10 protein-coding genes are annotated in these 11680 nt (G+C 66.1%); 8 read left to right on the forward strand and 2 right to left on the reverse strand.

What is annotated here, in order from left to right:
- Positions 1–31 precede the first annotated feature (31 nt).
- Positions 32–1423, forward strand: coding sequence for an amidase (locus Q0Q36_RS05435; RefSeq protein WP_293796187.1), 1392 nt, complete (start codon positions 32–34; stop codon positions 1421–1423).
- A 138-nt stretch (positions 1424–1561) separates the two neighbouring features.
- Positions 1562–1810: a hypothetical protein gene (locus Q0Q36_RS05440; protein ID WP_293796189.1), complete on the forward strand. Its 249-nt coding sequence runs from the start codon at positions 1562–1564 to the stop codon at positions 1808–1810.
- Between the two features lie 362 nt (positions 1811–2172).
- Here the strand turns inward: Q0Q36_RS05440 and Q0Q36_RS05445 are convergent, their stop codons facing one another.
- Complete coding sequence (locus Q0Q36_RS05445) at positions 2173–3105, reverse strand: LysR substrate-binding domain-containing protein (protein WP_293796191.1); 933 nt, start codon at positions 3103–3105, stop codon at positions 2173–2175.
- An 82-nt stretch (positions 3106–3187) separates the two neighbouring features.
- Between Q0Q36_RS05445 and Q0Q36_RS05450 the strand changes: the two genes are divergently transcribed.
- The 6 genes from Q0Q36_RS05450 (at position 3188) to Q0Q36_RS05475 (ending at position 10323) form a co-directional block, all read left to right on the forward strand.
- Entirely contained in the window at positions 3188–5242 is a 2055-nt protein-coding gene (locus tag Q0Q36_RS05450) for a pyridoxal-phosphate dependent enzyme (protein WP_293796192.1), read from the forward strand.
- A gap of 70 nt (positions 5243–5312) precedes the next feature.
- Positions 5313–5975, forward strand: a complete 663-nt coding sequence (locus tag Q0Q36_RS05455; RefSeq protein WP_293796195.1) for an amino acid ABC transporter permease — start codon at positions 5313–5315, stop codon at positions 5973–5975.
- An 11-nt stretch (positions 5976–5986) separates the two neighbouring features.
- Positions 5987–6703, forward strand: a complete 717-nt coding sequence (locus tag Q0Q36_RS05460; protein WP_293796197.1) for an amino acid ABC transporter permease — start codon at positions 5987–5989, stop codon at positions 6701–6703.
- Between the two features lie 41 nt (positions 6704–6744).
- Positions 6745–8244, forward strand: coding sequence for an argininosuccinate lyase (argH, locus tag Q0Q36_RS05465; protein WP_293796199.1), 1500 nt, complete (start codon positions 6745–6747; stop codon positions 8242–8244).
- The gene (locus Q0Q36_RS05470; RefSeq protein ID WP_293796201.1) at positions 8241–9005 is read left to right on the forward strand and encodes an amino acid ABC transporter ATP-binding protein; all 765 of its coding nucleotides are present in this window, start codon (positions 8241–8243) and stop codon (positions 9003–9005) included. The genes argH and Q0Q36_RS05470 overlap by 4 nt, the downstream gene beginning before the upstream one ends.
- The gene (locus tag Q0Q36_RS05475) at positions 8998–10323 is read left to right on the forward strand and encodes an FAD-binding oxidoreductase (RefSeq protein WP_293796202.1); all 1326 of its coding nucleotides are present in this window, start codon (positions 8998–9000) and stop codon (positions 10321–10323) included. The genes Q0Q36_RS05470 and Q0Q36_RS05475 overlap by 8 nt, the downstream gene beginning before the upstream one ends.
- Positions 10324–10389: 66 nt before the next feature.
- On the opposite strand, the gene Q0Q36_RS05480 is transcribed toward Q0Q36_RS05475, so the two are convergent.
- Positions 10390–11613, reverse strand: a complete 1224-nt coding sequence (locus Q0Q36_RS05480) for a M20/M25/M40 family metallo-hydrolase (RefSeq protein WP_293796204.1) — start codon at positions 11611–11613, stop codon at positions 10390–10392.
- Positions 11614–11680 lie beyond the last annotated feature (67 nt).

An 11680-nucleotide genomic window follows, 5' to 3' on the forward strand; every position in this document is an offset into this window, starting at 1 on the left:
GCGTGCGCTGCATACGATTGAGAGCTGCCCCATGACCGACCTTGCTGATCTGACGGCCGTCGAACTCGTCGACGCCTATCGCGCCCGCAAGCTTTCGCCTGTCGAGGTGATCGACGCCGTCATCGCGCGCGCTGACGCCTGGGAGCCGCAGCTCAACGCGCTCTGGGCCTATGACCCGGAGGCCGCGCGGGAGAGCGCGAAGCAGTCCGAGACGCGCTGGATGAGGGCTGAGCCGCTTGGCGCGATCGACGGCGTGCCCGTCACGATCAAGGAGAACATCGCGACGAAGGGGACGCCGGTCCCATTGGGCACCGCGGCCGTGACGCTGGTGCCGGCGGCGGCCGATGCGCCGCCCTCGGCCCGCACGCGCGAGGCCGGCGGCGTCATCTTCGCGAAGACCACCATGCCCGATTACGGCATGCTGTCCTCCGGCCTGTCGAGCTTCCATAAGCTGGCGCGCAATCCATGGGACCTTTCGGCCAATCCAGGCGGTTCCAGCGCCGGTGCTGCTGCGGCGGCCGCCGCCGGTTACGGTCCCTTGCATATCGGTACCGATATCGGCGGCTCGATCCGCCTGCCGGCAGGCTGGTGCGGTCTCGTCGGCCTGAAGCCTTCGGCTGGACGCCTGCCGATCGACCCGCCCTTCATCGGGCGGGCCGCCGGGCCGATGACGCGCACCGTCGCCGACACCGCGCTCTACATGTCGGTGCTGACCAAGCCGGACTGCCGCGACACGATGGCGATCCCCTATCAGGAGCTCAACTGGCTCAACCTTGCCGGCTCGGTGAAAGGCCTGAAGATCGGCCTGTGGCTGGATGCGGGCTTCGGCCAGGCCGTCGGCGCCGAGACGCTCGCGGCCGTGCAGAGCGCCGCCGCGATCCTCGCCGATGCCGGCGCGACCATCGTGCCGATCCAGCCCTTCCTGACCCGAGCCATGATCGACGGGCTCGACCGCTTCTGGCGGGCACGGGGCTATGAGGACGTCTCGCGTCTGCCGCCGGAGCAGCAGGCCAAGATCCTGCCCTATATCTTCAACTGGATCGTGACGGCCAAGGACTTCTCGGGGCGCGACGTCTATACCGGCTTCGCCCAGATCGAGGCGATGCGCAACGCTCTCCATGGCGCGCTCAGGGACGTCGATTTCATCATCTCGCCGACGGCGCCGGAGCCGTCCTATCCGGCCGAATGGGCCTCGCCCTTCAACGATCCGCAGCGGCCCTTCGAGCATATCGCCTTTACGGTCTCGGCCAATATGGGCGGCCAGCCGGCGCTGTCGATCAATTGCGGCTATTCCAGCGGTGGCCTGCCGATCGGCCTGCAGATCATCGGCCAGTCCTTCGACGATCTCGGCGTCCTGCGTCTCGCCCAGGCCTTCGAGGAGATGCGAGGTCCCGCACGCCCATGGCCGAAGCTCGCAAGCTAAGCTCTGCGAGAACATCCGCCAGCTGAGAGAGTTGAAGCGCATTTACGGCCCTCGCCGGATGGGACGCGCATCCTGTTCGGCTGCCCGCCGGGGACGTTCAGCCTGCCGGAGCACGAAGCGGCACCGCGCCTGCTCGCGATGATGCTGAAGGTTTGGCCGCAGCTTGCCGGCTACAAGGTCAAGCATTGCTGGGGCGGGGAGGTCGGGACGGCCGCCGACAAGATCGCGCATATGGGCAAGCGGGGCGGCGTCGACTTCGCCATTAGCTGCAATGGCAGCAGCGTGGCGCTGATGACCTGTCTCGGCCACCAGTCCGCGCTACGACACGAGATCCCGGGAAGAGGCCGCAATCTCGATTCCAAGGACGCGTTGCCGGCGGATTGGTGAACCAGTTGGTTCCCAGCATGTGGAAAAGCCATCACCTACTTGGCCTTGCCCAGCGTGGTATTCCAGCCCGACCATCATAACGCTATGTGAGTTGGCGCAGGCTCTTGGAGTGAGTCATACGGACCTGGTCATGCCTGATGCGAACCAAGAGTTGGGCAGGCACAGGGAGAAGTGAAGAAGCGCGTGCTGCGACTGCTTGGGATATCAGCAGTTGTCATGTCGACGTACGGAGTTGGCCCCCAGCCGACATTGAGAAGGGCCGCTTTCCGGCATTGTCGTGGCGTCGGCTGCCCAGCGACCGGACATGGCGCAGCGGCGACGGCATGCCCGATCGCTCGTCCAATCGACGCTCGTAGGCACCGTCATGCACCCCTTCGGTTGGGCCTTTCCGCGCGGCGCGCTGCCGTCGCCTCGTAACCGGCTAGCTCTTCGCGCGCGACGGCCAGGAAGCCGTCGACGAGAGGGTCGGTGCGATAGTGGTTCGGAAACATCGCGTGGCCGTGGAACATCACCTCGGGCTTGAAGGGACGGAAGACGATTCCGCTGTGCCTGTAGTCATCGGCGGCGATAGGGTTGACGATGCCGATGCCGAGCCCTTGCTCGACGAGTGCGCAGATCGCCGCGCTGAAGGGAGTCTCGATCGCTAGATGACGCCGTACTCCGGCATCCTGGAAGATGCGGTCGACGCGGGCCCGCGCACCATCCTCCATCGACAGCGAGATGAAGGCCTCGCCTTCGAGATCCTTGGCCTTGATGCAATCGCGCTTGGCGAGCGGGTGCTCTGGCGGCAAGGCGCAGACACCCGGGATCACATAGAGCGGGCGATGTTCCACGCGCGGTATGTCGATCACGTTCGCGACGAAACCGATATCGCAATAGGATGACGACATCCAACGCGTCACCGTGCCGTCATGGCCCATCTGCAGCGAGATGCTCACCTGCGGAAAGCGCTCCTTGAAGCGACGGATGCAGCGCGGGACGAAGCCCAGCGCCATCACCGGCATCGCCGCGATGCGCAAGCGGCCAGAGCCGAAGTTGCGGATATCGCGGGCTGCGTAAGAGAGCGTCTCCAGCCCGATATGGCTGCGCTCGACCTCGCGATAGAAGGCCAGGCCTTCCTGCGTGGGCTGGATGCGGCCGGCTTTCCGCTCGAACAGCTTCAGATCGAGCTCGGCTTCGAGTTCGGCGATCAGGCGGCTGATGCTGGGTTGCGATGTCCGTAGTTCCAGCGCCGCGGCTGTCATCGAGCCGCGCAGGATGATGGTCCGAAAAGCGTCTACCTGTCGGAGATTCATCGGCATACTCATATCACAGGTGAATAGAAGGTCGAAAAACTGAGATTTGACCAGATAGCCGACCAAGACAATACTTTTGGCCATGTCACCGCGCCCGACCATCGCAGCGACGTCCCGCCTGACCGGCATGACCTGCCTGCGCTGCGACGCGCCTTGGCCGGTCGCGGATTACGAGGCGGGTTGCCCGCGCTGCGCGGCCGAGGGGCATGCCTCAAATCTGCGGCTGACCTATGCGCCCGGCGCGCCCGGTGCCGTTCTGCCTTACCCGGCGGCGCTTTCGCTGGGTGAGGGCGACACGCCGCTCGTCGAGCTGCCGGAATTGGCGAAGGAGCTGAAGCTCGGTCGGCTTTCCGCCAAGCTCGAATGGTGCAATCCCACCGGCTCGCACAAGGACCGGATGAGCGCCCAGCTCATCGCGCGGGCTCTCGATCGTGGCGCAAGCTCTGTCGTTGCGGCGTCGAGCGGCAATGGCGGGCTTTCGATCGCAGCCTATGCCGCCCGCTCCGGCCTGGCCGCCGAAATCGCGGCAACCGATGCGCTGCCGCAAAGCTATCGCAGAGCCATCGCTGCGCATGGTGCGACGCTCGCCAGTTTCGGCGACAGCATGGCGCGCTGGCATCACCTGGCGCAGCGGGTTGGCGAAGGCGCATTCGCCGCTACGAACTACAAGGTTCCCGCCATCGGCACGAATCCGTTCGGCGTAGATGGGTACAAGACGATTGCGGCCGAGCTCGCTGTCGCGGGCAAGCCGGATTTCGTCATCGTTCCCTGTTCGCGCGGCGATCTGCTGTCCGGCATCCGCTTCGGCTTCGAGGAGGCCGGCGGCATCATGCCGATGCTGGTCGCCGCGGAACCGTTCCCGCGGCTCGCGCAGGTTCTCGCCGGTGCCGATTATCGCGGGTCCTTCGAAGGGCGGACGGCGCAAGTCTCGATCGCCGGCAATACCGTGACATGGCAGGCGGTCCAGGCGCTGCGGACCAGCGGCGGTCGCGCCATCCCGATCGAGGATGCTGCGGCGCGGGCAGCGCAGGAGCGGCTTGCGGCCTGTGGACTGCATGCCGAGCTTTCGGCCGCCTCGGCGCTCGCGGCTGCGGCAAAGCTCGCGCAGGACGGCGCGCTTGCAGGCCGCCATGCGGTCATCGTGCTGACGGGCTCTGGCCTGCGCGACCCCGGCGATCCCGGGTGGGCTTCGGAGCCCCGAAACGACGCTGCTTCGGAAGCGGCGCACATAGCCGGCAACGACCGGCGCTTCACCACCGAGAACCGATCCATCGGTCCAACAGAGGGAAAACGGATGACCACGCTCGCCTCGCGCCTCGCGGCGCTCTCGGCTTTCGCAGCCGCCGCCTTCACGTTTTCGGTCGCAGCCCAGGCCCAGGGCCTGCCGGCGCTGCCGCAGGCGATCAAGTCCGCAGGCGTCCTGAAGGCAGGGGTGCGCTGCGACCAGCCACCCTACGGCTACAAGGATGAAACCGGAAAATTCGCCGGCGTCGAGACGGAGATGGCGATCCAGATCGCCGCCTGGGCTTTCGGTTCGCCCGACAAGATCGAACTGACCTGCGTCACCGCAGAGAACCGGATTCCGCAGCTCGCGGGCAAGAAGGTCGACATCCTCATCGCGACGCTCGGCATCACGCCGGAGCGGGCCCGCGTGATCGACTTCTCCAAGCCCTACCGCTGGGGCGGTTCGGACATACTGGTTCCCAAGGACAGCCCGATCAAGAAGCTCGACGACGTCGCCGGCAAGACCGTCATCATGCTCAAGGGCTCGACCCAGGCAAAATGGTTCGAGGACAATATGCCAAAGCTCGAAGGGCTTCGGCTGAACACGGCCTCCGATGCCCTGCAGGCGCTGAAGCAGGGCCGCGGCGATGCCTATACGCATGATGCGGCCACGCTCGTCGTCATCGCCGCGAAGGACCCGAGCCTGCGCCTGGTCGGCGAGTCCTTCGCCGTCTCGGACGCGGCGGTCGGCGTGCGCAAGAACGAGCCGGAATGGCTGGCCTATGTCGATGCCGCCCTCGATCGCATGAAGGCCGAGGGCCTCTATGCGAAATGGGTCGACAAGTGGATCCCGGCCGAGATCCGGCCCTTCTATGTCGAGGCCTTCACCAAGCCGAAGCCGAACGCGCGCTGAACGCGACCGCGCGCCGGGAGCGAACCGCTCCCGGCAACCCGACAGCCTGGCAGCGAGAGGAGCGCGTGCCATGGAATTCGACGTCGCCTATCTAACGGCGCAGTGGCCGGCGCTGATGCGCGGCCTGTGGCTGACGGTGCAGGTGAGCGCGCTTTCGATCGTGCTCTCCATCGCCGTCGGCGTGCTCGGCGCGGCTGCGCGCGTGCTTCAGGTGCCCGTGCTCGACAAGCTGGTCGTCGGCTATGTCGAGTTCATCCGCAACACGCCGCTGCTCGCGCAGCTCTTCTTCATCTTCTACGGGTTGCCGGGGCTTGGCCTGCGCCTCTCGCTGTTCTGGTCGGGCGTCCTGTGCCTGACGGTCTGGGCCGGCGCCTATCAGATCGAGAACGTCCGCGGCGGGCTTGAGACCGTCGGCAAGGGCCTGCGGGAGGCCGCCTTTTCGCTGGGCCTGTCGCCTTGGCGCTATTTCCGCCTGGTGGCCGCCCCGATGGCGATCCGCGTCGGTCTGCCGTCGATGCTGAACACCTCGATCTCGCTGCTGAAGAATTCATCCTATCTCCAGGCGATCGGCCTCGCTGAACTGACCTATGTCGCGATCGACCGGATCTCGATGGATTTTCGCACCATCGAGATGTTCACCGCCATCTGCGTGATCTACCTCGCCCTGGTCCTCCTCCTTTCCTTCCTCGCGAGCCGCCTCGAATACCGGCTCAACACGCCGTTCCGGACCTGAGGGAGACGGCGATGGACCTGCTGATCCGCAACCTTCCTTTCATCCTGCAAGGCCTGGCGATGACGCTCGGCCTGGCGCTGGCAACGCTGTTCTTCGCAACGATCATCTCCTTCGTGCTCGGCACGCTGGCGACGCTGCGCTTCGGCTGGCTGCGCGTGCTGGTGAAGGTCTATGTCGAGCTCTTCCGCGACATCCCGCTGATCGTGAACATCTTCTTCGTGTTCTTCGTGGCGCCGCTCTTCGGGCTCGAGCTTTCGCCCTTCGCCGCCGTGACGGTCGGCCTTTCGGTCTGGGGCAGCGCCAACGGCATCGAGATCGTCCGCGGCGGCTTCAACGCCGTTCCCAAGCATCAATGGCAGAGCGCGGCCGCGCTCGGGCTGAAGACCTGGGAGATCTATCTCTTCATCACGGGTCCGCAGGCTCTGCGGGCCATCCTGCCCCCCTTCGTGGGGCTGCTCACGCTGCTGGTGCAGGCGACGTCGCTGGGTGCGCTGGTCGGCGTGAACGAGTTCTTCAAGGTCGGCCAGATCATCGTCGAGCGCACGACGATGATGGAGGGCTGGAACCCGGCCTTCACCGTCTACGCCGCGGTCCTGCTCACCTATTTCGTCATCTGCTCGACGCTGACCTGGTTCGGTCGCTGGCTCGAACGCCGGCTGAAGCGCGACCGCCCGCAGGCCAGGCCGGGGGCGATCCCCGTCGCCCAGCCTGCTGCGCAACTGCCCTGATCTTCACAAACGCACCCCGCCTGCATCCCGAGGAAGCCGTCATGGAATCGAAAGTCAGCCGCCGCTTGACCGAACGTGTCGCCGAAGAGGTCTGCGAGCACATCTACGCCCCGCGCCTAGATCGCGATTTCCGCAGTGTCTTCAGCTACATGAGCGATCTCAATCAGGCTCATGTGCTGATGCTGGCCCGTTGCGGGCTGATCTCGCCGGAGACGGCCAAGGCGCTTGCCGCCGGCCTGCTGCGCATGGAGGAGGAAGGGCCCGAGGTCGTCGAACTCGATCCGCAGCGCGAGGATTCGTATTTCAACTTCGAGGCGCATCTGATCAAGCTGATCGGGACCGAGGCCGGCGGGCGCATGCACATCGCCCGCAGCCGCAACGACCTGACCGCGGCGATCGACAGGCTGCGCGCCCGCGACCTGCTGCTCGATGCGAGCCAGGCGCTGCTTTCGGTCGAGGAACACGCGCTCGACGGCGCCTTCCGCTTCCGCGACGTGGTGATGCCGGGCTATACGCATCTCCAGCCGGCGCAGCCGGTGACCTATGGCTTCTACCTCGCCGGCGTCGCGCAGGCTCTCGAACGCGACCATGGCCGCCTCATGGACGCGTGGGCCCGCACCAATATCAGTCCGCTGGGAGCGGGCGCGCTCGCCGGAACGACCTTCGCCATCGACCGCGACGCGGTGGCACGCGCGCTCGGCTTCGACGGTCTCGTCGAGAACGCGCTCGACGCGGTCGCGACCCGCGATTTCGGGCTCGAGATCCTGTCCGCTCTGACCCAGATCGCGCTGGGCTGGAGCCGCGTCGCGCAGGACTACCACGTCATGGTCTCGCACGAGTTCCAGACGATCGAGTTCCCGGACCGCGTCACGGGCACGTCGAGCATCATGCCGCAGAAGAAGAATCCGGTCGTGCTCGAACATCTCAAGGGCAAGGCCGGCCAGGTGCTCGGCCTCTATGTCGCCTCGGCCACGGCCGTGAAGGGCACGCATTTCACCAACACGATCGACGGCAACCGCGAAGGCATGCGCGGTGTCTGGGAGGCCGGCGAGGAGACGCTGCGCTGCCTGTCGCTCTTCGACCTCATCATTGCCACGGCCCGGCCGAACGCGGCCTTGATGAAGCGGCGCGTCACCGAGGATTTCGCCTCCGCCACCGATCTCGCCGACCTGATGGTGCGCGAAGCCGATCTCTCGTTCCGCGAGGCACATCACGTGGTCGGCGGCGTGGTCCGGGCGGCGATGGATGCGGGCCTGGCGGCCGACGGAATCACCACCGATATGATCGACGCGGCGGCTCAGGAGCAGCTTGGGCGGCCGCTTGGCCTTCCCGATACCCAGGTTCGCGAAAGCCTCGACCCCGCGGCGAGTGTCGCTGCGCGGCTGGCGCCGGGCGGCCCGGCTCCGGAAGCCGTCGCCAGGTCTGTCGAAGCGGCGCAGGCGCGGCTCGAAAGCCGCCGCGCCACGCTCGCCCGCAAGCGCAGCGACCTGCAAGCCGCACGCGAGGAGCTGAAGCGTGCGATGCGGGAGCTCGCCGCATGAGCGCCACGCCGCTGATCAGCCTGCGCGGCATCGGCAAGCGCTTCGGCGCCCATCAGGCGCTCCACGGCATCGATCTCGATGTCGAGGCCGGCAGCGTCGTCGTGCTGATCGGCCCCAGCGGCTCCGGCAAGAGCACGCTGATCCGCTGCATCAACGGCCTCGTGCGGCCGAACGAAGGAACGCTGCACATCGCCGGCCAGCCGGTCGACATCCATCATGAGAGCGCCTGGCAGCAGATGCGGACCGAAGTGGGGATGGTCTTCCAGGACTATTCGCTGTTTCCCCACCTGACGGTGCTGCGCAACATGACGATCACGCCCGAGCGCCGGCGCGGTGTTCCGCGTGCGAAGGCGGAAGAGGAGGCGCGGGCCCTGCTGGCGCGCGTCGGCCTCGCCCACAAGGCCCTCGACTATCCGTCCGCGCTCTCCGGGGGGCAGCAGCAGCGCGTCGCGATCGTCCGTGCGCTCGCCATGCGGCCGAAGGCGCTGCTCTTCGACGAGCCGACCTCTGCACTCGATCCCGAAACGATCGGCAGCGTCCTCGACGTGATGAAGGACCTCGCCCGCGAGGGCACGACCATGATCGTCGTCACGCACGAGATGGGCTTCGCCCGCGAGGTCGCCGACCGCGTCGTATTCATGGCCGAGGGACGGATCGTCGAGGAAGGATCGCCCGCGGCCTTTTTCGGCGATCCCCGCCAGGAGCGCACCCGCGCCTTCCTGTCCAGCATCAGACCTTTCGGAGAAGCCGTCCATGGCTGAGCCGTCCGACGCCCTGGCGCCGCAATTCACCACCGACCCGTATTGGTGGGACGCCGCCCCGCCCGAGACCGCGCGCGACCCCTTGCCCGAAGAGACCGATGTGCTGGTCGTCGGCTCCGGCTATTGCGGGCTCTCTGCGGCAGCGGAGCTTGCGCGCAACGGTGTCGACGTAACGGTCGTCGATGCTGAGGAACTCGGCGCCGGTGCTTCCACGCGCTCCGGCGGCATGGTCTCCAGCGGCCAGAAGCTCGTCATCGGCGGTGCGATCAAGGGCGTCGACGCCGCGCGCATGGAACGGCTCCTGGAGGACTCGCTTTCCTCCTACGAACATCTCAAGACGTTGATCCGCGAGAAGGAACTGGATGCCGACCTCGGTGTCTTCGGCCGCTATTTCGGCGCCCATGTGCCTGGCCATTACGATCGGCTGCTTCGCCAGGGCGAACTTCTGGCCCGGCATACCAGCGTCACCGTCCACAATATCCCGAAATCGCGCCAGCACGAGGTGACCAGGACGGATTACTACCATGGCGGCATCGTCATCGACGACTATGGCGGCCTGCATCCGGCGAAATACCATCGCGCCTTGCGCGAACTCGCCCGGGCCAACGGCGCGAAGCTGCGCTCCCATGCGCCCGTTCTCAACGTCGGTTTGCTCGAAAACGGCTTCCAGCATGTCAAAACGGGGCGCGGCATGGTCCGCGCGCGCCATGTCTTCTTCGGCACCAACGGCTATAGCGATAAGGCGAGCGGCTTTCTGCACCAGCGGATCGTAGGCGTGCGCAGCTACCAGATCGCGACCGAACCGCTGCCGCCTGAGTTGATGGCCGAGATCAATCCCGGCCGGCGGATGATTACGGATTCCAGGCGGGAGCTGATCTATTCGCGGCCCTCGCCGGACGGGACGCGCATTCTGTTCGGTAGCAGGCCGGGGATGTTCAGCCTGCCCGAGCGCGAGGCGGCGCCGCGCCTGCACGCGATGATGCTGAAGGTCTGGCCGCAGCTTGCCGGCTACAAGGTCACGCATTGCTGGAGCGGGAAGGTCGGTATGACCGCCGACAAGATCGCGCATATGGGCAAGCGAGGCGGTATCGACTTCGCCGTTGGCTGCAATGGCAACGGCGTGGCGCTGATGACCTATCTCGGCCACCAGTCGGCACTGAAGCTGCTCGGGAAGCAAAATCGCAAGAGCGCGTTCGACGATCCTGCTTTCCCGGAGATTCCCGTGCCGCTCTATGACGGCCGGCCGTGGTTCCTGCCCATCGTCAGCGGCTGGTATCATCTCCAGGATGCGATCGAGCGACGCCTGGCCAGGCTTTGAGCGGGAAGGGCCAGGCAAAGCGCCGCCAGGCGACCGAGCCTAGCCAGCAGCACCGAACGATCGGGATTAGCCTTCGACGAAGCCGGCTACGGCCAGGATGGTCGCGAGGCTTGCGACCATGCCGGACAAGCTGGCGGATTTCTCGACATCGATCCACTCGCCCAACGAATGCGCCCGACCGCCCGTGCCACCTGAACCGATCTTGATCGCGGGAATGCCGAGGCTCATCGGAATGTTCGCATCGGTCGAGGACGCTTCGAGGCGGGGCGCAAACCCGCCCGCTTCCAAGGCAGCCTTCGCGTAGCGGACGATGTCGGCATCCTTGGGGGTGTTTCCGGCGGGGCGGTCCCCCAAAGTACGGATCTCGACCGAAATGGCGCCTTCGCTGGTCGAGCGAGCAGCGTTTTCCCGCGCTACGGCTTCGGCAATGATCTCACGGCATCGCGCGTCGAGCCTTGCGAGCTCTTCGGCGGATTCCGATCGCAGGTCGATATCGACCCAGCTTTCCTCGGGGATGGCGTTCACGGAGGTTCCGCCGCCGACGATCGATGCGCAGAAGGTGGTGCGCGGGGTTTCCGGCACCTGGATGCGGCCGAGCTCCGAAACCAGATGGGCCATGGCATTCATCGGGTTCACGATGCCGAACGCCCCGAAGCTGTGCCCGCCCGGCCCCTTGAACCGGATGGAATAGCGTTTCGAGCCAACGCCGCCGACGACGATCTTGTCGACCTGCGGGCTGTCGACGGTGATGAAGGACGCGATCCTGTCCCGGTAACGCCCCTGCGTGAAGAGGTGGCGTACCCCACGCAGGTCGCCCAGGCCTTCCTCGCCGACATCGCCGACGAAAAGAATGTCGTTGCGCGTGCGGATGCCGGCTGCATCCAGCGCCCGAATGAAAGCCAGCAGGACGGCGAGGCTGCAGGTATCGTCGCCGACGCCCGGCGCATAAAGCTTCGTCCCTTCCCGGCGCACGGTGACATCCGTGCCTTCCGGGAAGACCGTATCGAGATGGGCGGCGACCACGATGAGAGCCCCGTTGCCGGCACCGCGCCTCAGGCCCATGACATTGCCGATCTCGTCTTGCTCGACATCCTCCAGGCCATGCGCGCGCAGCATTTCGAGATAGGCGGCGGCGCGCCTGTCTTCCTTGAACGGTGGGGCCGGAATCTCGGTCAAAGTGATGATGTCGGCAACGGTCCGATCGTGATCGGCGTCGAGTTTCCCGATCGCCGCCTTGAAAGCCGGGTGGCCCGTGATCCTGGCGATCTCCAGCGCATGATCGTGCGGCATGATGAGACTCTCTGATAGGGCGTCGGGTGGATTGCAGCAGGCCTCTGATTAGCGGAGGATTCGGATG

This window comes from uncultured Allobosea sp. (assembly GCF_945957345.1).
Taxonomy (GTDB): domain Bacteria; phylum Pseudomonadota; class Alphaproteobacteria; order Rhizobiales; family Beijerinckiaceae; genus Allobosea.

Excerpts from the sequence above, each read along its gene's own strand:
- Q0Q36_RS05445 (WP_293796191.1), bottom strand. The coding sequence starts at position 3,105 with ATGAATCTCCGACAGGTAGACGCTTTTCGGACCATCATCCTGCGCGGC.
- Q0Q36_RS05450 (WP_293796192.1), top strand. The coding sequence starts at position 3,188 with ATGTCACCGCGCCCGACCATCGCAGCGACGTCCCGCCTGACCGGCATG.
- Q0Q36_RS05435 (WP_293796187.1), top strand. The coding sequence starts at position 32 with ATGACCGACCTTGCTGATCTGACGGCCGTCGAACTCGTCGACGCCTAT.
- Q0Q36_RS05440 (WP_293796189.1), top strand. The coding sequence starts at position 1,562 with ATGATGCTGAAGGTTTGGCCGCAGCTTGCCGGCTACAAGGTCAAGCAT.
- Q0Q36_RS05455 (WP_293796195.1), top strand. The coding sequence starts at position 5,313 with ATGGAATTCGACGTCGCCTATCTAACGGCGCAGTGGCCGGCGCTGATG.
- Q0Q36_RS05475 (WP_293796202.1), top strand. The coding sequence starts at position 8,998 with ATGGCTGAGCCGTCCGACGCCCTGGCGCCGCAATTCACCACCGACCCG.
- Q0Q36_RS05470 (WP_293796201.1), top strand. The coding sequence starts at position 8,241 with ATGAGCGCCACGCCGCTGATCAGCCTGCGCGGCATCGGCAAGCGCTTC.
- Q0Q36_RS05460 (WP_293796197.1), top strand. The coding sequence starts at position 5,987 with ATGGACCTGCTGATCCGCAACCTTCCTTTCATCCTGCAAGGCCTGGCG.
- argH (WP_293796199.1), top strand. The coding sequence starts at position 6,745 with ATGGAATCGAAAGTCAGCCGCCGCTTGACCGAACGTGTCGCCGAAGAG.
- Q0Q36_RS05480 (WP_293796204.1), bottom strand. The coding sequence starts at position 11,613 with ATGCCGCACGATCATGCGCTGGAGATCGCCAGGATCACGGGCCACCCG.